Source organism: Candidatus Skiveiella danica, assembly GCF_022705245.1.
Taxonomy (GTDB): Bacteria; Pseudomonadota; Gammaproteobacteria; order Burkholderiales; family Burkholderiaceae_C; genus Skiveiella; species Skiveiella danica.
Window position 1 is genome coordinate 22,457 of the sequence record NZ_JAKJEW010000023.1, and the last position, 19,990, is coordinate 42,446.

Below are 19,990 nucleotides of genomic sequence, written 5' to 3' on the forward strand. Positions count from 1 at the left end.
CTATTCCTCCCAATGCGCTTTTACGTCTCGAAGATCGATCTCTTCAAATCTATCTGGATGCAGGACGATGCGGATCACTTCGGTAATCCTGTTCGCTTTCGTTTCAGTGACGACTGAAAGAATAATTAAATTGAGCAAATCGCGGGACGGAAGTCCGATCCCGGAAAGACCGCTCCCGATCAGGGGAACATTCAGTGGGTGGCCACCAGCCTCGATTCGCGCACGCTGCCACAGGTGGTGCATTGCGACCCACATTTTCGTCACATCCGATTTTGCTTTGCAGGTTTTGGGGTCAGCCTCGGATAGCGCGAAGACTATATATTTGTCACTATTAACGCATATCTCTGCCGTCGTTCCGATTGGAAACCGTTTTATTTTGCCTACATTTTTATCGACTTCCAAATAAGTGACATCTTTCAACTCCATTTTTAGCTGTCTATCGAAGTCCTTAGCCCCGCCACCGAAACACTGTTTCAGAAACAAACCGTGCAGGCTCGTTTCGGAAACCGGACTGCCAAGTTCACTTTCAAAAAACTCAGTAACACCGATTCCACGCAGTCCAGTTTGCGCAAACAAATCGCCGTACAAGACTTCGATTTTCGTGTTCGTGGTTGCAACCTTGATAACGATTTTGGACGGCTTCCAAAATCGGTTAAGACCATAAGCAATACTTGCCCCAATCATCAGGGTCAAAGCGTAGCCGCCTTCAATCTTGACGTCCGGAAGAAAATGAGTAATGCCCTCGGTCAGTGTCCACAAAACGCTGAAAGCGGCAAATGCGTAAGCCAAGCCTTTCCATGGCTGGTGACGGAGTCCGCGCCACAAGGCGTGGCACTTGGTCATCTTACTTGGCGTCATGATTTTGTATCCAGGGATTCGTGGAAGTGGCGCCCAATGGCACGCAGTCCACGCATAAGTTCATGGATGTCATCTTTGGAGATTGAAATTCGCCGCCCAACTAATGACGAGGTCAAGCCAGTGGCCTTTTGGTAGGCCTCATCAATGACCCCCATCTTGTGGGCTAGCAAGTGGCGCTTCTGGAATGCATGCTGAATCGTGATCCATTGGCTTGGATCAACTGCGTCCGAGAGGTTGATACCGAACTCCGCGTTCACACTTTCGGCGGCGCTTTTGATGTTCTGGAATCGTATTTCAGCCGCCTTCTTGGAGTTGGCCACATTTTGACCGAACACACGGCATGCCTCCCGTCCGAACCCGTCAAAGGCAGATACACAATCCTCAAGTGCGTTTTCGATTAGCTGTTGGGCAACCGATGCTTCCTGTGTTCCGGCGATTGTTAGCAGCTTCTCAATCAGCTCGAAGTTCTTTTCGAGGATCTGGAGGGAGTTGTGAACGCCGCAATCAGGGCAAAATCCGAATACACCGTAGATCATGTAACGAAGAGTACATTTGTCGCATACGACTTCAGTCTCAAGGTCTTCTTCACGACAAGGCTGCAACGGCGTTGGCCTGCCGCTGACTTTCATGCTTATGCCAATCCCGAAGGCCCCCCGAGGCTTGTGATTGAATTCCAAAGATTTCAGGTCTCTGATTAAAGCCCCGGTAACTTTATTCAGAACTACGGATTTAGCGTACTCAACCTGAGCCTTTGTGAAAAACTTGTTTTGTCCTGCTTCATGACCACAATATGGGCAGTGACATGGCAGATTTTCACCTCTCAAACCAGTTCCCGGTTGAATCTTGAAGACCCTTTCGCAACTTGGGTTCGGGCACTCACGGCCGATAAGGCCTGTTTCATCGGGCGGTATCGAAATAGAAAACTGAGAAGGGACGCTATTTAGATGCTTCATGTGGCTTCCACCTTTTCGAATTCGATTTCGTGAATACGTGTCTTCGCGGTCATCAGTTGGTGAAGGAGGGTGCGGAAGAGATCTTGGAGGGCTGCTTGCTTTCGAACGGCAAACTCCTGCTTGTCCTCTAACGTCTGGAATGCGGCGGCGATCTCCTGCTGTTCGGCGCGTGACGGCACCGGAATCGGAAGCGTCTTCAAGAATCCACATGTCAGGGCACCTTTCGTGCTTCCGCCGCCGTGCGCGATTGCTCGGAGATAGTCGTAGCGCGTTTGCATAAACCAAAGCACGAAATCGGGGACGATCTTGGCGGCGTGAAACTGCGCATAGGCAAGGTGCTGATTGATGCAGGTCTCGATCCGTGTGATCGCAGAATTTCCGAGCGTCTTTCCTTGGCCGGTGATTGCGATGAGCAGGCTGTTCGGTGCAACCCTGGGGAGGTGGCATTCCTTCACTGCCTGCGGCGTTACAAACTGGTCCGCCTCCGTGATGAAGCGGTCATGAATCTTGGTGCTGTTCAGCCACGGGATTGACCCGCCTTCCCAATACGCTTCGTTCGCGCGCTTCGGAGTCGAGCCGTTCCCAACCTTGGCAAGCGAGCCCAACGCCACCACCTCCCAGCTTTCTGGGACGAGGCCGATTTCGGTTTGTTTTTGGGGTTCGTTGCGGAGGCCTTCGGTGAAGAGCTTGTGCATGAGGGCCTTTTTCAGCTCGGTGGTGGTCTGAATGATCCGCTCCTGCGCTTCAATCGCCCGCTGCACCGTCGAAAGGATGTGCGCGATCTTCTTCTGCTCCGGGAGTGGGATGCCAGCATCGTTGATTGGCAATTCAGCCAACTGCGATTTGTTAATCGCCTTGAAAATCGCGCCTGACCCGAGGCTGTCGATATAGGTCTCTATCTTCTTGAGGTAGAAGTAGAGGAAGTCGCGATCGATGCCGTTCGCCCGAATCGCCGCGATGCCTCGGCCTATGCACGATCGACCCTTGCAGAGATTCGTCGCTCCAACCGGTGCGCGAACCGACATCAGGATGTCCCCTTCTTCAGCCAGCTTCTTCGGCTCACGACAATAAATGCGTGGCGTTGGGTACGTAGCGCCGAAGTCAGTCTTTCCTTGATAGAAAGGAAGTCCGTCACCGATGTCGTTATAGCTCGATGACGGTGGCGATTGCCCCATCACGAGCTTGGCGACGTCTGAAAGCATTACGGCAGCGCTCACTCAGCACCGCCTTCCTCGTTCCCGCTTTCCACATCACCCCTTGCGATCCGCATGACTTCGGCGTCGAAATCCGAGACAAACAAGCGATCCTGGACGATGCAGGAAAGGTTGTCGTGGCCGGTGTCGTAGTTTTTGCCATCGGTGGCAGTTATTAGAAATTTTCGAATAACTGACCCTTCCACCAACCCACTGTCCTCGCCGGGGCTCCAGGTTTCCAGGCGGCTTTTGAAGTGCATCACCCAGCACCGCCTTCCAACTGCTTTGCCGTCCTTGCGGTGAGTGTCTGCATCTGGCGGATGGCGATGGCATTGGTTTTTTCCACCCATTCCTTGACGCTGAGCTTGTAGCTGTTCAGGCCGGTCTGACTTTTAATTACGGCGAATTCGCCGGAATTAAAACGGGGGTTGTGCACGTTCTCCCAGATGCCGAGGAATTCGACGGTGTTGCGGTTGCGCAGCCAGTCAGAGATGAAGAAATCGCCGTCCTTGGCTTTGAGCATGTCGGTCAGGGAGATGTAATCCTGCCCCTCCCGCTGGACCACCGCGACTTCGGTGCCACGGACGTTGATCGTGGTGTTGGTGGATTTCTTCGTCATGAATTGACCCCCAGTTGTTCGAGGATTTTCCGCAGGGCCGCATCGGTTTCCCTGGCCTCGGCCTCGATCACGTTCAGTTCTTCGACGATCTCCGCAATGGGCCGGTAGGTTTCGGCACCCGAGGTGTGGATGTAGCGGCTGGGGGAGATGTTGTAGTCGTTCTTCTTGAGTTCGGCGTGGTCGACGATGCGGCTGAGTTTTTCTTCCTCCTTCCAGCCGATCAGGGTGTCGGCGATGCGCTGGATGCCGGCCTCGGGGATGAAGTTCTTGGGGTCGCCCTTTTCAAAGACCTGGGACGCGTTGACGAGCAAGACCTTGCCCTGGCGCCCCTTGGGCTTGCCCTTGTTCAGGAACAGCACGATGCCGGGGGCGGTGGTGTTGTAAAACAGGTTCTCCGGCAGGTAGAGCACGCTCTCGATCAGGTCGTGGTCGACGAACCACTGGCGGACGGTCTTTTCCTTGTTGGTGCCGGCATTGCCCGACCCGCGCGAGGCAGCGCCGGTGTCCAGCACCACGGCGGCGCGGCCGGTGGCGTTCAGGCTGGCGTGGATGTGCTGCACCCAGCCCCAGTCGGCGGAGGATTTGCCGGGGAAGCCGGCCCCGGGGGGGAAGCGGTCGAGTTCGTCGTTGTCGTAGTCGGCCTCGGTGAACCAGTCCTGGTTCCACATGGGATTGGCGACGACGCGGTCGAACGTGCGCAGCTTGCCTTTGCTGCGGAATTTGGGGTTCTTGAAGGTGTCGCCGATCTCGATCTGGCCTTCCATGTCATGGATGATCATGTTCATGTTGGCCATGGCCCAGGTCTCGGGGGTGAACTCCTGGCCAAACAGCTTCAGCGGCGCGACTTCGCGCTTGTTGCCCTGCGCGCTTTCCTCCATGGCGATCTCGCATTTCACGAGCAGGCCGCCGGAGCCGCAGGTGGGGTCGTAGATGTCCATGCCGGGCTGGGGCTGGAGCACGCGCGACATGATGGTGCCGACCTCGGGCGGGGTGTAGAACTCGCCGGCACTCTGGCCCCCGCCCTCGGCGAACTTGCGGATCAGGTATTCGTAGCTCTTGCCGATGATGTCGGCCTCGACGTCGTCAAGCCCGAGGCGCTTGGTGCTGATGGCCTCGATGAGGTTGGAGAGGCGGTCGTCGTCCAGGTCGCGCTGGCCGTGGGTGGTGGCGTTGAAGTCGACGCGGTCGATGATGCCCTGCAGCAGCGGGTTCTCCCGGGCGATGGCGCGCATGTGGGTGGTGACGCCTTCGCCGATCCGGACGGAGAGCTTGCGGATGACGGACCAGACCGGCTGCTCGGTGTCGTCCGGCACCAGGGGCAGGTAGAAGCGGACCAGCTTGTGGTCGGCCCTGGCGAGCTGGAAGGCTTTCTTGCGCGAGCCGACTTCCTTGGCGATGCGGTTCAGCTCGTCGTCGAAGACGTCGCAGAGGCGCTTGGTGAAGATGAGCGGAAGGATGTAGTCCTTGTACTTGGGCGCATCCTTGGCCCCGCGGATGGAACAGGCCGCATCCCAGATCCAGGATTCGAGGGATTTGCCGCTGCCGTTAAGGTTTGCCATCGGTGTCCGGTTCTTTTGTTTTTGTAGGGTTGAAACCACAAGGAGCCCCCTGCGGCAGATGAAGCTTGTTCGCCCATTCCGCCGCTGTCTAAAGTGGTTTGCAGATGATTGTAGGGATGGCGCGTGGATGGCAGGCTTGCAAGAAGCAGCCCCCGCCATGGCGCTGCTCGCCGGCGCACGGCATCCGGACGTGAGCGGGGGATAGACCCTGCTGCGTGCCCGCCTCGGAAGCCGACTGATGTGCTTCATTATTGATAGCTGCTCGTGGCCATCCGGCGCTGGGATCGGGCCATTTTGATTCGAAATTCAGGCCTTGGAGCGGCCTGAGGCCCTGCCCAACGGCTCCAGCGGCCTCAGTGCGCGCCCAGCCCCGCCTTCAGGGCCGCGGCCAGGTCGGCCGGCAAGGTCTGCACGCCCTTGACCACGCCCGGCCCGCCGTCCTGCCAGTGGATCGAGAACTGCTGCTGCGGCTCGCGCCGGCCCGGCCGGTACACCGCCACGTCCACCACCACCTCGGTGCCGCCGTCCACCAGCGCGGCCGATGACAGCAGCTTGACCACCGGGCCCAGCTCGCGCACCGTCAGCACGACTAGCCGATCCGATCCGGCCGGCACGTCGAAAGCCGATCCACCGACCTGGGTGCGGGCCACGGTGGCCAAGGTGAAGCAGCCGCCATCGGCAAAAAAGCGCTGAATGCCCTGCGCCGCGGCGGCTTCACGGTCGGTCACATCCTTCTGGTCCGCCCGCCACTGGGTTCGCCAGAGCACCGATGCCTTCAGGGCGGCCTGCGGCTGGCAGACCGGCGCCTGATCCGGTGGCGTGACCGTGACCCGGGTGGTGGCCGTGCCCGCGCAAGCGCCCAGCAGGGCCGCCGCCCCCAGCAGCGCGACCAGGGACAGGGAACCAAACCATCTGTGCAGGGTTGGCCTCATTTCGGGTTTCATGCCAAGGCCGCGCCATTCGTCGCCGGGGCGCCGGGGCCAGTGGCGCGGAATGCTTCGTGGAACATCACCGTTCCGTGCGGCAGGTGCCCATCAAAACACAGCGCGAAAAAGACCTCCGGCGGCACGCCCTCCAGCACCAGATCCGATGGTTTCCTGAAGCCGAACTGCTGGTAGTAGCCCGGGTGCCCGACCAGACAGCAGCCTTGCGCGCCCAGGGCTTTCAACCTGGCCAGGCCTTCCTGAATCAGCGCCCGGCCCACGCCCTGCCGCTGCAACGCCGGCAGCACCGACACCGGGCCCAGGCCGTAACAGTCTGGCGTTCCGTCCGAAAGGGTCACCGGCAAAAAAGCGACGTGGCTGATCACGCGGTCCCCGGATTCGGCGACGAGCGACACCGAAAGCGCTCCGGCCGCGCGCAGGGCCGCGACGATGAATTGCTCAGTCTGCTGGCTGATCGCCAGGGTCTCGAAGGCGGCCATAGTCACCTCGGTGATCGCGCCGAGGTCGGCCGGGGTTTCGTCGCGGAGGGTGAACTTCAAACTCATGGGTCTGGGCTTTCGGGTTTGTCGTGCCCCGGCCTACTGAGAGGCATGAGCACGGATGAAGGCCTGCACCTCGGCACGGATGCGCGGCTGCTCCACCGCGATCAGCAGGTGGCCGCCCCGCTCGAAGCGCCTCAGCCTGGCACCGGGAATGGTAGCCGCCGCGAACTCCGCATTGCGGTAAAGCTGCAGCGTGTCATCCGTGGCATGAAAGATCAGCGTGGGCGTGCGAATGGCCGCAATGCGCCCGTCGGGCATGGCCGCGCGGTTGTCCAGTTCGACCCCGGCGTAGCGCGGCTCGGCCGGGTTCATGAAGTCGATGACCTGATCCACGACCTGCCGCTGCCCTGGCGCGAGCCCGGCGATGACCTCGTCGCTGGCACCCATGAGGTTTATGAACGGCTTGCGCAGCGCGGTACTGACGCCCCAGTAGGCGACGTCGTGCTTGAAGATCATCTTCAGCCGGTCGCCCGCGCGGTTCGCCTCGGCCTGCTGCGCATCGGTGGACGACGCCACGCCACATGACAGCAGCACCAGCGACTGCACCCGCCCGGGATACTTCAGCGCAAAGAACAGCGCCGACGGCCCGCCCTGCGACAGCGCCACCACTGCCGTTCGCCGGATGCCCAGATGATCCAGCAGCCGGGCATAGGCGTCGGCCTGGGTCTCGAAGCTGGCGCCCGCAGGCCGCGTCGAGCCGAGGTAACCGAAGCGCGACGGCGCGATCCAGTGAAAGCCGTCGCCGACCACCGCGCCGGCGATCAGCGCCCCCTGATCAAAGCCGCCACCGCTGCCATGCACCACGAGCACCGGCAAGCCCGTGCCGCCCTGCGCGTATTCAATGCGTTCGTCGCCCGCCGCGAAAACCTTGCTCTGGCCCGAGATGCGGTCGTAGGCAAGCCTGATCTGCCACAGGTACACGCCCGCGATGACGGCTGCTCCGGCCAGCATCGCCACGGTGATCCATCGCAGGGCATTCATGAGGGTCAAGGTTCGCCGGGCCAGGAGACTCAAGAGTGAGACGTTGTGCTGGAAAACACGTTGAGAACGACAACGCCTGCGACGATCAACGCAAGCCCGATGATGGCCGGAACGTCCAGCGTCTGCCCGAAGAAGACCCATGCGATCAGCGCGATGAGCGCAACCCCCGCGCCGGACCAGATGGCATACGCCACGCCAATCGGCATCGTCCTGAGCGTGAGTGACAGAAAGTAGAAGGCTGACAGATAGCCAATCACAACGATGAGCGATGGCCAAAGACGCGTAAAGCCTTCAGACGCCTTGAGGGCTGATGTGGCAATGACTTCGCTGACGATCGCCACCGCAAGAAACATCCATTGCTGCATTTGCTCAGTCCCCGGGTTTGAGACGTTCACGGTTCACCTTGTTCGGCCGGCGCCATAGGCGGCGAACTGAACATGTCAATCACCCGGCAAGATCTGGCGGCAGCATTCGGTACATTTTTGATAGCTCACAATGACCTTTACACGCAGGGTTTCGCCCATCTTATCCAAGAATTGGACATCTGGAGCGCCCTGGAACCCCGTTGAACGCCCGGGCAGCCGCGCTCCCCATCCAGCCACAGCCACGCCCGCGCGCGACAGCCCGTCCGCCCGGCTTCCCGGACAATCAACGCCTTCTCGTTGGTCTTTTGACCGCCCCGTCCAGCAAAGGAGCCTGCCTTGCCGCTTCCGCCGCCCGCCCCCCGCGCGCCCCAGCACACCCGCACCACCGTGTTCAACGGCTACCGCCGCGACGACGGCCTGTGGGACATCGAGGGCGAGCTGCTCGACACCAAGAGCGTGCCGTTCGAGATCGCGGGCGACGGGGTCTGGCAGCCGGGCGAAGCCATCCACGGGCTGAAGATCCGCGTCACCATCGACACCGCCTTCACGATCCGCGACATCGCCGTGGCGATGGACGACGTGCCGCACCCCGAGTGCCCGCAGGCGCAGGCGCCGATGCACCGCATGATCGGCGCCACCATGGGCCCAGGCTGGCGCAAGGCCATCGAAACCCACCTGGGCGGCATCCAGGGCTGCGCGCACCTGCGCGAACTGCTGTTCGCCATGGCCACCGCCGCCTACCAGACCCTGCCCGACGAGGCCGAGCCCGCCGACCCCGCACGCCCGCCGCACCACCTGGGCAAGTGCCTGGCCTGGGATTTCGCGGGCCCGGTGGTGGCGCGGCATCACCCGATGTTCTTCCGCCCGCCGGCTGGCGCCGCCGAATAACCACCCGGCATGTCCCGACCCCGCGGCCCGGCGCCGCCCTGGCAGCGGGCCCACGACGCCCTCCACCGCCGCACCGCGCACCTGCCGCCCACGGTGCGCGGCCTGTTGTGGTCGGCCGCCGCCGGCCTGATCTTCAGCGTGCTCAACGCGCTGATGCGCGCGCTGGCGCTGCACCTGGATCCGTTCCAGGCGCAGTTCCTGCGCTATCTGTTCGGGCTGCTGGTGCTGCTGCCCCTGGTGGCGCGCAGCGCAAGCCTGCGGGCCTGGTGGCCCAAGTCGGTGCGCGGGCAGTTCATCCGCGGCGCGCTGCACACCGCCGGGCTGGTGCTGTGGTTCTGGTCATTGCCGCGCATTCCGCTGGCCGACATGACCGCCATCGGCTTCACCGGGCCGCTGTTCATCATGGTCGGCGCCTGGCTGTTCTTCAGGGAGCCGATGCGCTGGGAGCGCTGGGTGGCGGTGGGCCTGGGATTTGCCGGCGTGCTGATCGTGGTGGGCCCGAAGCTCTCGATCGGACATGGCGGCGGCGGCCTGTGGCACCTGGTGATGCTCGGCTCGGCGCCGCTGTTCGCGGCGTCGTTTCTGGTGACCAAGGCGCTCACGCGCTACGAGACCGCCGGCACCATCCTGCTGTGGCAGGCCATCACGGTCACACTGCTGAGCCTGCCGCTGGCCCTGCCCGGCTGGCAGGCACCCACGCCCTGGCAGTGGGCGGGTTTCCTGGCCTGCGGGGTGCTGGGCAGTGCCGGGCACTACTGCCTGACGCGCTCGTACCAGGTGGCCGACATCTCGGCCACGCAGTCGGCCAAGTTTCTCGATCTGCTGTGGTCGGCCCTGATGGGCTGGCTGCTGTTCGCCGACCTGCCCACCGCCAGCACGTTGCTGGGCGGGCTCATCATCGCCGCAGCCACGCTGTGGCTGGCGCGCCGCGAGGCGAAACGGCCTGCCTGACGCTATCAAATCAATAGCTTCCGGCGGCCGATGGACGCTGGAAAAGGACCGATTTGATCGAAAATTCGGGGTTTTCTTGCCCCCGGCAAGCTCCGCCGAGCCGCCCGGAGCGCCCCGAGCCATCAGGCGACGGGGCCTGCCTGCGCGGCCAGGCTGCGGTCGTAGTCGGTCAGCAGCGCCATGAAGCGCGCCGCCACCGGCGACAGCGTGCGCGCCTTGAGCCAGGCGCAGCCGAAGCGCACGCGCAAGCCCAGGTCCACGCCGGGCAGGCACACCAGCTGGCCCGCGGCCACTTCCGGCGCCACCATGAAGGCCGGCATCAGCGAGATCGCGTGGCTGTGCCGCAGCACGTCCTTGAGCATGCCCGAGAGGTCGCACTCCACCGCCAGCGGGCCGCGGCCCGGCGGCTGGGCGCGCGCGCCCGCGGGCAGGCCGGCCTGCAGCAGCGCCGCCTGCGCCGCGGTCAGGCTGGGGCCGGCGATCGGATAGCTGAACACCGCGGCCGGGCTCGGCGAATCCATCCCCGCCAGCGGGTGCCGCGGCTGGCACACCACCACCAGGCCATGCTCGCTCAGCGCCTGCACCGCAAAGTCGTCCATCAGCTGCACCTGGCTGAGCTCGACCACGATCAGATCCACATCGCGCGCCCGGGCGCGGTCGGGCAGCTCCTGCCAGGGGGCCAGCACGGTCTTGAGACGCAGGCCCGGGTGCGCCAGGTTGAGCCGCCCGAGGGCGGGCCCCACCAGCGCCGAACCGCCGTAGGGGCCCACGCCGATGCGCAGCTCGCCCAGTTCCAGCCCCTGCGTGAGCGCGATGTCGCGCTCCAGGTCGCGCGTGGCGCTGTCGAGCTGGCGCGCATGCGTGAGCAGCAGCCGGCCCACATCGGTGGGTTCGATGGCGCCGCGGTGGCGCTCCAGCACCGGCGCGCCGACGCTCGCCTCCAGCGCCTGGATGCTGCGCGACAGCGCGGGTTGGGTCAGGTGCACCGCCTCGGCGGCGCGGCTGAAGCTGCCGTGTTCGACCACGGCGATCAGATGGCGCAACTGGCGCAACTCCATGCATGACTCCCATTTATCGATTCGATGTTTCGAATGCATTGGACAAATAGTACCGGGAACCGGATCATCCAGCAATGCGCCTCACAGAAGGCGCTTCCCCAATGGAGACATGGCATGAATCCCCAAACCTTTGACTACGTCATCGTCGGCGCCGGCTCGGCCGGCTGTGCACTCGCCGCTCGCCTGACCGAAGACCCGAACGCGACGGTCTGTCTGCTGGAGGCCGGCGGCCCCGACAAGAGCGTGCTGATCCACGCGCCCGCAGGCGTCGTGGCCATGGTGCCCACGAAGATCAACAACTACGCCTACGAGACCGTGCCCCAGCCCGGTCTGAACGGCCGCAGGGGCTACCAGCCGCGCGGCAAGACGCTGGGTGGCTCAAGCTCCATCAACGCCATGCTCTACGTGCGCGGCAACCGCTGGGACTACGACCACTGGGCCTCGCTGGGCAACCCCGGCTGGTCGTACGACGAGGTGCTGCCGCTGTTCAAGCGCTCGGAACACAACGAGCAGTTCACCGACGGTTTCCATGGCCAGGGCGGCCCGCTGAACGTGACCTACCAGCAGCACCAGAGCGCCGTCAACGAGCTGTTTCTGCAAGCCGCCGCCGCCAACGGCATCGCTTTGAATCCGGACTACAACGGTGCCGAACAGGCCGGCGCGTTCCAGTACCAGGTCACGCACAAGAACGGCGAGCGTTGCAGCGCGGCCAAGGCCTTCCTCACGCCCAACCTGTCGCGCCCCAATCTCAAGGTCATCACCCATGCGGTCTCGGCCAAGGTGACGCTGGAAGGCCGGCGCGCCACCGGCGTCGCCTACCACCAGGGTGGCGCCTTGCAGACCGTGCAGGCGCGGCGCGAGGTGATTCTGTCCGCCGGCGCCTTCGGCTCGCCGCAACTGCTGCAGCTCTCGGGCATCGGCGCTGCGGCCGATCTGCAGAAGCTCGGCATTCCGGTGGCGCATGACCTACCCGGTGTGGGCCGCAACCTGCAGGACCATATCGACTACGTGCAGACCTGGCGTGTGCCCAGCCACACCGACACCTTCGGCGTGTCGCTGCGCGGCTCGGCCAGGGTCACCGGCGCCATGCTGGAGTGGAAGAACAAGCGCACCGGCATGGTGACGAGCTCGATCGCGACCTGCGGGGCGTTCTTCCGCTCGTCACCCGAGGTGGCGATCCCTGATCTGCAACTGGTCTTCGTGCTGGGCATCGTAGACGACCATGCGCGAAAGATGCACCTCGGCCACGGCATTTCGTGCCACGTCGATCTGCTGCGCCCGCACAGCCGCGGCACCGTCAGCCTGGCCAGCACCGATCCCCACGATGCCCCGCTGATCGACCCGAAATTCCTGTCCGACGAGCGCGACCTGCCGGTGCTGGTCAAGGGCGGCCAGATGCAGCAGCGCATCCTGGAGTCCAAGCCCTTCGACCCGATCCGCGGCAAGATGCTCTACCCCGCGCGCATCGACGACCCGGCCGGCATGGCGCAGGACATCCGCAACCGCGCCGACACCCAGTACCACCCGGTGGGCACCTGCAAGATGGGCCCCGACAGCGACCCCATGGCCGTGGTGGATGCGCAGCTGCGCGTGCGCGGCATCGACGGCCTGCGTGTCGCCGATGCGTCCATCATGCCGACCCTGATTGGTGGAAATACCAATGCCCCCAGCATCATGATCGGCGATAAGCTCGCTGACCTGCTCCGTTCCAACGCCTGAACGCATTCCAACAACTTCAATCCTTCCAGGAAACTCCCATGAACCAGACCATGAACAAGACCCTGGGCAGCGCGCTGCTCATCACCCTGCTGGCCCTCGCCGGCTGCGGCAAGAACACCGGCGTCGGCGGCACGGCCGGCGACGCCGAAACGGCCACCCAGAAGGCCAACGAACTGATCGCCCAGGAACTCAAGCTCGACGACCCCCAGGACTTCGAAGACGCCAAACGCGGCTTCATCGCCGCGCCCGAAGGCAAGATCATGGCGGCCGACGGCACCACGGTGCTGATCGACTTCGATGCCTACAAGTTCGTCGATGGCAAGGCGCCGCCGACCGTCAACCCCAGCCTGTGGCGCCACGCCACGCTGAACAAGGGCGTGGGCCTGTACAAGGTGCGCGACGGTGTGCACCAGCTGCGCGGCTTCGACATCTCCAACATCACGCTGATCGACGGCAAGACCGGCTGGATCGTCGTGGACGCCCTCACCTCGCGAGAGAGCTCGGCCGCTGCGATGGCCTTTGCGCGCAAGCACCTGGGCAACAAGCCGGTCACGGCGCTGGTCTTCACGCACAGCCATGCCGACCACTTCGGCGGCGCGCTCGGGGTGGTGACGCCGCAGGAAGTGGCCGAACGCAAGATCCCCGTGATCGCCTCGGAAGGCTTCATGGAGGAAGCCACCAGCGAGAACATCCTGGTCGGCACCGCGATGGCGCGCCGCTCGATGTACCAGTTCGGCAAGAACCTGGCGCCCGGCCCGAAGGGCGCGGTCGACACCGGCCTGGGCAAGAACGTGTCGTACGGGGCCATCGGCATCCTGGAGCCCACCCAGCTCATCACGAAACCCACGCAGGAGCTGGTCCTCGACGGCCTGCGCGTCGTGTTCCATAACGTCCCCGGTGCCGAGGCCCCGGCCGAGATGACCTTCTCGGTGCCCGAGTACAAGGTCTACGGCGGCGCCGAGAACCTGGCACAGACCATGCACAACCTGCTGCCCGTGCGCGGCGCCAAGGCGCGCGACGCGCTGCGCTGGTCCACCTACATGCAGGAGGCGCTGGACCAGCTCGGTGACGCCGAGGTCTACGTGGGCCAGCACAACTGGCCGGTCTGGGGCCAGGCGCGCATCCGCGAGTTCATCACCAAGAACCGCGATGTGTACAAGTACACCCATGACCAGACGGTGCGCCTGGCGAACGCCGGCCACACCCCGCGCGAGATCGCCGACCTGATCAAGCTGCCGAAGTCCTTGGCGTCCTACCCCAACACGCGCGGCTACTACGGCGACCTGCGCCACAACGTCAAGGCGGTCTACCAGCTCTACCTGGGCGCCTACGACGGCAACCCGGCCAACCTGAACCCGCTGCCGCCGCAGGAATCTGCCAAGCGCTACCTGGAGCTGCTCGGCGGCCCCGACAAGGCCGTGGCCGCCGCGCAGGCCGCCTACGACAAGGGCGACTTCCGCTGGGCGGCCGAGCTGCTCAACCACGCCGTCTTCGGCGCGCCCGACAACAAGGCCGCCAAGGAACTGCTGGCACGCACCTACGACCAGATGGGCTACATGTCCGAGGCGGCCACCTGGCGCAACAGCTACCTGACCGCCGCCCTGGAGCTGCGCAATGGCCCGCCCAAGAAGGGTATCGACCGCTCGGCCCTGATCGACATGCTGTACCAGACGCCGATCGAACGCTTCCTGGAGGCCATGGCCGCCGGTCTGAACGGCCCCGAAGCCGAAGGCAAGGACCTCAAGGTCAACCTGGTGCTGACCGACCAGAAGACCTCGTACGTGCTGTGGATCGAGAACGCGGTGCTGCATTTCAAGAAGGCCCCGCCGGACGCCGGCGCCAACGCCACCCTTTCGCTGACCAAGCCGATCTTCATCAAGATGATGGCCGGCACCGCCGGGGTGAAGGACACCCTGCTGAGCGACGACCTCAAGATCGACGGCAGCAAGATCGACCTGGTGCGCTTCTTCAGCCTGATCGACAAGGCGCCGGGCACCTTCCAGATCGTGACCAAATAACGCGCAGAACCCAATCGAGAGACCCCCCCATGGAAGTCAAACTGAATGCAACGGCCGACCACGTGTTCGGCCTCCTGACCGACCCGAAATGGCTCGAGGCGCGCAGCCTGGCCTTGGGCGAGCTGAGCGCGAAATGTTCAGCCCGCAAGAGTGGCGGCGTGCAGGTCACGATGAAGCGGCGCGTGCACCGCGACATGAACGCCATCATTGCCAAGGTCCTCAATCCGGATAGCGACATCGAGATCGTCGAAAAATGGTCGGGCGACGGCGACCGCCGCCAGGCAACCTATGCCCTGACCATCGTCGGCAAACCGGTCACGGTCAGCGCCGACATCGAACTGGAGGCAACCGGCAAGACCTGCGTCTACCGGATCACGCACCGGGGGCATGTCAAGGTGCCCTTGATCGGTGGCGTGATCGAGAAGTTCGTCGTCGGAGAAACCGAAAAGGGGTGCATCGATGAGCTCAACTACCTGGCCAACTACCTGAAGAAAAACAAGTAGCCCGGGCCATCGTCCGAATTCCAGAATAAGCGTCCATCGGTCAACAGGAGACACTGTGCCCGCCCTATCCGTCATCGATCTCGCGATGTTTCTGCTGGAAACGGGCGAGCGTCCCTACAACATCGGCCCCCTCGCCATCATTGCGCCGCCGGCAAACTTTCGCGGCAATTTCGCCGACAAGCTGCTGGAGCGCATGCTGAAACGCCCTGTGGGTGCGCCGTTCAACTACCGGCTGGGGAGTTCGGCGTTGGGCATTCCAACGCTGGAGATCGATGAGCAGGCGGACGCCCGCCAGCACGTCAAACGGCTGACGCTGGACGCGCCAGCTTCCATGGATCAGCTGTGCGCCACGGTCAGCCGCCTGCATGAAGTCCGCATCGATCGCTCCGGATTGTTGTGGGAGCTCTACGTGATCGACGGTCTGGAGGACAACCGCGTCGCCCTCTACGGAAAGGTCCACCATGCCATCATCGACGGGCGTACCTTCGTGCAGGTGGTGTCCAACTGGTTTGCGCCAACCGCGTCGGACAAGACCGTCCGGGCCCTGTGGGAAGGTGTGCCCAAGGCGCCCCGCAGGACGCCGGCGAAACGGTCGCTCGTGGAATTCGTCGGCGGCACGATCCGCCAAACCGCGGCGACCACCGCGTCCGCGTTCGGCCTTTACAAGCTGCTGGCCCGCCAGGCATTGACCACCGTCGGCGTGGACAGCGCGTTGACCGTGCCGGTGCTCGGCGTACCCAAAGTTTTCCAGGGCGAAGCGGTTGCCGGGCGTGAATTCGGCTTCTGCACGCTGCCGATTGCGGAGGTCAAGGCGGTTGCCAAGGTGCAATCGGCCAGTGTCAACGATGTGTTTCTGGCTATCGTCGACGCCGCCATGGCCCGCCTGCTGTCAGACTCCAACGACCTGCCCGCGGAACCCCTGGTGGCCGACATGCCGCTGGCCCTCAACGACGCAAAAGGCGGAAACCAGATTGCCGTCCTGCAATTCCCTCTGGGCGCGCCGCAGATGAGCGTGCTGGAACGCCTAGCCGCCATCCGCACCCAGGCCGGTCGCGTCAAGGACATGCTCAAGCAGGAATCCGCCAGCACCTTGATGCTCTACACGACGCTGGTCCACGGCGTCCCCGCCTTGCTGGAAAAGATGGGTCTGCGCGAAAGCGTGCGCGTCAGCAACGTGCTGATCTCCAACCCCTTCGGCCTGCTGGAAGAGCGCTTCCTGATGGGCGGGCGTGTCGAACTGGCGCTGCCCATGGCCGTGGTGGCCGCCGGACAGATGCTCAACGTCACCGCCGTCACCGCAGCCGACAAGTTCCAGATCGGATTCCTGGCCGTGGCCAAGGCCGTGCCAACGTTCGAGCGCCTGGCACGCTACACCGTCGAGGCGTTCAACGACCTCCGGCAGGCCAGCGAGCCCGCCGTACCCACCCGGCACCGCCGCGCCAGCGTGAAGCCGCGACCCCGGGCCAGCGCCCGCGCGCGGACGCCACGCTGAACCACCCTCGACGCAAGACCGTTTCCATCGCCCCATCTTTCAACGCTTCACAGGAGTTCTCGCCATGAATCCCAAACCCTGGCTCGCCACCTACCGCGAGAACGGCATTGCCGAATCCGTCAACGCCGACGCGTACCCATCCGTCGTGCACATGCTTGACGAGGCCATGCAACGCTACGCCGACCAGCCCGCCTTCCGGGCTTTCGGCCAGACCCTGAGCTTTGCCGATGTGGACCGCCAGTCCGCGGCCTTCGCCGCCTGGCTGCAGCAGCGCCTGGGCGTGAAGAAGGGCGACCGCATCGCCGTGATGCTGCCCAACCTGCTGGCCTTCCCCATCGCCTGCATCGGCATCTTGCGCGCCGGTGCGGTGCAGGTGAACGTGAACCCGCTCTACACCCCGCGTGAACTCGAACACCAGCTGAAGGACTCCGGCAGCGAGACCATCATCATCTTCAACGGCTCCACGCCCACGCTCGCCGAAGTGGCCACCAAGGCCGGCATCAAGACCGTGATCACCGTGGCCCCGGGCGACGGCACCGGTGCCGCCCTGCCCGCGCCGCCGGTCGATCCGCGCCTGACGGGCAGCATTGCCTTTGCAGATGCCTTGCGCGACGGCGCCGGGCTGACGCGCACCCCGGTTGATTTGAGCGGCGACGACCTGATCTTCCTGCAGTACACCGGCGGCACCACCGGCTTGTCCAAGGGCGCGGCGCTGTCGCACCGCAACCTGGTGGCGAACGTCGAGCAGTTCAAGGCCACCATGCCCTCGGCGGTGCGCCCCGGGCAGGAGGTCATCGTCACCGCGATTCCGCTGTATCACATCTTCGCGTTGATGGTGAATTTCCTGACCTACTTCTCGGTCGGTGCGGACAGCTGGCTGGTGGCCAATCCGCGCGACATGGATGGTTTCGTCGAGACGCTCAAGAAGTCAAAGCTCACGGTCTTCATGGGCGTCAACACCTTGTACGCAGGCCTGGTCATGCACCCGAAGATCCGCGAGGTCGACTTCTCGCACCTGCACCTGGCCGGCGGCGGCGGCGCGGCCGTCGTGGGGGCCACGTCGGCGAAGTGGAAGGAGATCACCGGCCAGTTCATCCGCGAGGGCTACGGCCTGTCGGAAACCAGCCCGGTGCTGTCGTTCAATCCGGCATCCATCAAGGAGTTCTCCGGCACCACCGGCCTGCCGATGCCGAGCACCGACATCAAGCTGCTCGACGATGCGGGCGTTGAAGTCGCGCTCGGCCAGTCGGGCGAAGTCTGCGCCAAGGGGCCCCAAGTCATGCGCGGTTACTGGAACCAGCCCGAGGCCAATGCCGTGGCCTTCACACCCGACGGGTATTTCAAGACGGGTGACGTCGGCGTGTTCGACGACAAGGGGTTCCTGAAGATCGTGGACCGCAAGAAGGACATGGTGCTGGTCTCGGGCTTCAATGTGTACCCGAACGAAGTCGAGGCGGTGGCCACCGCCTGCCCCGGCGTGGCCGAATGCGCCTGCGTCGGCGTGCCCGACGACAAGACCGGCGAGGCCGTCAAGCTGTTCGTGGTCAAGGCGCCCGGCGCCACCCTGAGCGCCGATGAAGTGATCGCCCATTGCCGCAAGGAAATGACCGCCTACAAGGTCCCGAAGACGGTGGTGTTCCTGGACGCGCTGCCGAAGTCCACCGTGGGCAAGATCCTGCGGCGCGATCTGCGCGGCGTGTGACTCGGTTCGCGGCCTACCGGGTCGCCACCAGGCCCGGCGGCTGCCAGCTGCCGGCCCCGGCGGGCAGGATGGACGGTGGCGTGTCCTTGGGCCAGTACAGGCGCATCACCAGGTAGATCGGGCCGTCCGGCGCGGGCAGCCAGTTCGCTTCCTTGCCCTTGCCAGGCGAGTCCTTCTGGATGGTGAGCGTCAGCGAACCATCCGGATTCTTCTTCATGCCCGACAACATGGGGGAGTTGATGAGGTAACGGTTGATCGGATTGTCGATCAGCAGCTGCGTCTTGCCGTCGTACATCGTCACCGACCAGAAGGCGTTCACCGGCGGCAATTGCCCCACGGGGAAGGTCAGCGTGTAGTCGTGCTTGCTGCCGTCCAGCACAGCGCCACTGACGTCCTCGCGCGTCATCGGGTACATCGCTTCGACGGCGTCGTTGCCATAGATGCCCCCCTTGGCCGCGGCGGCGCGTTTGAGCCAGTCGCCATTGAAGAAGCCACGGTCGCCGAACATGGCGCCGACCTTCCAGCCATTGACGTTCTTCATGCCGTTGGTCATGAACGCGTCGATCTTGCCGTCGCCTTCCTTCATCGCCAGCAACAATGCGGCCTTGTGCTCCAGCGAAAGGTCCTTGAACTCGAAGGTCTTGCCGGGCCCGATGCCGATGCTGGCCATGCGCGCACGGACGCCACGGTCCTCTGCGGTAACCGGCACATACTGCAGCGCCGCATCAAGGTAGGCGAAGAAGTTGTCCTTGATGCCGGCCGTCGTGGCCGGCACAAAAGCAATCTCAGGCGCAGCAGGTGGTGCTGGCTGTTTCAGGAAGCTGGAAAGCGGCTGCGCCTTGTAGCCCGTCTGCACCTTCACCACGTTGGGCATGTCCGCCGCGTTGAACAGCTGGGTCCGGAAGATGGTCAGCCCGAACGGCGTGGTGGACTGGAACACCTTCTTGATGCCGGGCGGCGTTTCGCCCTTCCAGTCCGGCCCCACCACCAGGTAGTTGCCGGCCTCGCTGCCGGTGGCCCGGCTGCCGATGTAGCCATAGTTGTAGGTGTTGCCGTCGACCAGTTGCACCGAGTAGTAGCGCTTCTTGTCCACCGCCGGCACCGAGATCACCATCGGTTCCGCGCGCAGGTCCAGCCAGAGCATCGAGTACGGTGTGTCGCTGTTGGGCGTGACGACGGCGGTGTCCTTGGGCGTGAAGACGCGCGATTCGTTGAAGATGGCGTTGAACGGCCCCTTGTACTGGCCGGAGTTCTTGTCCACCACAAATTCGTTCATCACCGCGTAATTCATCACGATGGGCAGGCCGAAGATGAAGGCCTCTTCGGCGATCGCCTTGACCTCTGCAATACCGGGGCGGCCATCCTTGGCCGGACCTGAGGCCGCCCCTGCGGCGGAGGCGGCCGGCGTTGCGGGCGCCTTCGCGGCCTGGTTGATGGGGTCATCCTTCTTGCCGCAACCGGCCAGCGCAAGTGCGGCGGCAAGCGCAAGGAGGGTCAATGGGTTGAGGTACATAGGAACTGGGTTCTCCATAGAAAGAGCGCGAGCCCGCAGGCACTCGGGTGACTCTTCGCAAAAGGGGGGGCCGTCGCGGACCGATTGTAGGTTCGCGCGCGCCCCTCAGGTGGGGCACGCCGGGTCGGGACC

The 19,990-nt window shown here is 63.9% G+C and carries 19 protein-coding genes; 7 read left to right on the plus strand and 12 right to left on the minus strand.

Annotated elements, in window-relative coordinates; all coding sequences use genetic code 11:
- The 10 genes from ACMUOY_RS13595 to ACMUOY_RS13640 form a co-directional block, all read right to left on the minus strand.
- A complete protein-coding gene (locus ACMUOY_RS13595; protein WP_413893266.1) occupies positions 1-858 on the minus strand; it encodes a macro domain-containing protein in 858 nt (285 codons plus the stop codon).
- Positions 855-1,811, minus strand: a complete 957-nt coding sequence (locus tag ACMUOY_RS13600) for a hypothetical protein (RefSeq protein ID WP_413893267.1) — start codon at positions 1,809-1,811, stop codon at positions 855-857. Before ACMUOY_RS13600 ends, ACMUOY_RS13595 begins: the two co-directional genes overlap by 4 nt.
- Positions 1,808-3,028, minus strand: coding sequence for a restriction endonuclease subunit S (locus ACMUOY_RS13605; protein WP_413893268.1), 1,221 nt, complete (start codon positions 3,026-3,028; stop codon positions 1,808-1,810). Before ACMUOY_RS13605 ends, ACMUOY_RS13600 begins: the two co-directional genes overlap by 4 nt.
- Positions 3,025-3,264: a hypothetical protein gene (locus tag ACMUOY_RS13610; RefSeq protein ID WP_413893269.1), complete on the minus strand. Its 240-nt coding sequence runs from the start codon at positions 3,262-3,264 to the stop codon at positions 3,025-3,027. Before ACMUOY_RS13610 ends, ACMUOY_RS13605 begins: the two co-directional genes overlap by 4 nt.
- On the minus strand, positions 3,264-3,623 hold the full coding sequence (locus ACMUOY_RS13615) for a KilA-N domain-containing protein (RefSeq protein WP_413893270.1): 360 nt from the start codon (positions 3,621-3,623) through the stop codon (positions 3,264-3,266). The genes ACMUOY_RS13610 and ACMUOY_RS13615 overlap by 1 nt, the downstream gene beginning before the upstream one ends.
- On the minus strand, positions 3,620-5,182 hold the full coding sequence (locus tag ACMUOY_RS13620; RefSeq protein ID WP_413893271.1) for a type I restriction-modification system subunit M: 1,563 nt from the start codon (positions 5,180-5,182) through the stop codon (positions 3,620-3,622). Before ACMUOY_RS13620 ends, ACMUOY_RS13615 begins: the two co-directional genes overlap by 4 nt.
- A 353-nt stretch (positions 5,183-5,535) precedes the next feature.
- On the minus strand, positions 5,536-6,114 hold the full coding sequence (locus ACMUOY_RS13625) for a hypothetical protein (RefSeq protein ID WP_413893272.1): 579 nt from the start codon (positions 6,112-6,114) through the stop codon (positions 5,536-5,538).
- Positions 6,115-6,122: 8 nt separating this feature from the next.
- Positions 6,123-6,671 (minus strand): GNAT family N-acetyltransferase, encoded by a 549-nt coding sequence (locus tag ACMUOY_RS13630; protein WP_413893273.1) that lies wholly within the window; start codon positions 6,669-6,671, stop codon positions 6,123-6,125.
- A 33-nt stretch (positions 6,672-6,704) separates the two neighbouring features.
- A complete protein-coding gene (locus tag ACMUOY_RS13635; RefSeq protein ID WP_413893274.1) occupies positions 6,705-7,649 on the minus strand; it encodes an alpha/beta fold hydrolase in 945 nt (314 codons plus the stop codon).
- Between the two features lie 29 nt (positions 7,650-7,678).
- Positions 7,679-8,014: a DMT family transporter gene (locus tag ACMUOY_RS13640; protein WP_413893319.1), complete on the minus strand. Its 336-nt coding sequence runs from the start codon at positions 8,012-8,014 to the stop codon at positions 7,679-7,681.
- Between the two features lie 336 nt (positions 8,015-8,350).
- Here ACMUOY_RS13640 and ACMUOY_RS13645 point away from each other — a divergent pair, with 336 nt between their 5' ends.
- Positions 8,351-8,902 carry a DUF2889 domain-containing protein gene (locus ACMUOY_RS13645; protein ID WP_413893275.1) on the plus strand — a complete coding sequence of 184 codons (552 nt, stop codon included), beginning with the start codon at positions 8,351-8,353 and terminating at the stop codon, positions 8,900-8,902.
- A 9-nt stretch (positions 8,903-8,911) separates the two neighbouring features.
- Positions 8,912-9,853 carry a DMT family transporter gene (locus ACMUOY_RS13650; protein WP_413893276.1) on the plus strand — a complete coding sequence of 314 codons (942 nt, stop codon included), beginning with the start codon at positions 8,912-8,914 and terminating at the stop codon, positions 9,851-9,853.
- Positions 9,854-9,975: 122 nt separating this feature from the next.
- Here ACMUOY_RS13650 and ACMUOY_RS13655 read toward each other — a convergent pair whose 3' ends face one another.
- Positions 9,976-10,911, minus strand: coding sequence for a LysR family transcriptional regulator (locus ACMUOY_RS13655; RefSeq protein WP_413893277.1), 936 nt, complete (start codon positions 10,909-10,911; stop codon positions 9,976-9,978).
- Between the two features lie 114 nt (positions 10,912-11,025).
- On the opposite strand from ACMUOY_RS13655, the gene ACMUOY_RS13660 reads away from it, so the two are divergent.
- The 5 genes from ACMUOY_RS13660 (at position 11,026) to ACMUOY_RS13680 (ending at position 18,345) form a co-directional block, all read left to right on the plus strand.
- Entirely contained in the window at positions 11,026-12,630 is a 1,605-nt protein-coding gene (locus tag ACMUOY_RS13660; protein ID WP_413893278.1) for a GMC family oxidoreductase, read from the plus strand.
- 38 nt (positions 12,631-12,668) lie between these two features.
- Positions 12,669-14,648, plus strand: a complete 1,980-nt coding sequence (locus ACMUOY_RS13665) for an alkyl/aryl-sulfatase (RefSeq protein WP_413893279.1) — start codon at positions 12,669-12,671, stop codon at positions 14,646-14,648.
- A gap of 29 nt (positions 14,649-14,677) precedes the next feature.
- Positions 14,678-15,151: a DUF2505 domain-containing protein gene (locus ACMUOY_RS13670; protein ID WP_413893280.1), complete on the plus strand. Its 474-nt coding sequence runs from the start codon at positions 14,678-14,680 to the stop codon at positions 15,149-15,151.
- 55 nt (positions 15,152-15,206) lie between these two features.
- A complete protein-coding gene (locus tag ACMUOY_RS13675) occupies positions 15,207-16,643 on the plus strand; it encodes a wax ester/triacylglycerol synthase domain-containing protein (protein ID WP_413893281.1) in 1,437 nt (478 codons plus the stop codon).
- A 64-nt stretch (positions 16,644-16,707) separates the two neighbouring features.
- Entirely contained in the window at positions 16,708-18,345 is a 1,638-nt protein-coding gene (locus ACMUOY_RS13680) for an AMP-binding protein (protein WP_413893282.1), read from the plus strand.
- A gap of 13 nt (positions 18,346-18,358) precedes the next feature.
- On the opposite strand, the gene ACMUOY_RS13685 is transcribed toward ACMUOY_RS13680, so the two are convergent.
- Entirely contained in the window at positions 18,359-19,843 is a 1,485-nt protein-coding gene (locus ACMUOY_RS13685; protein WP_413893283.1) for a DUF1254 domain-containing protein, read from the minus strand.
- Between the last annotated feature and the right edge of the window lie 147 nt (positions 19,844-19,990).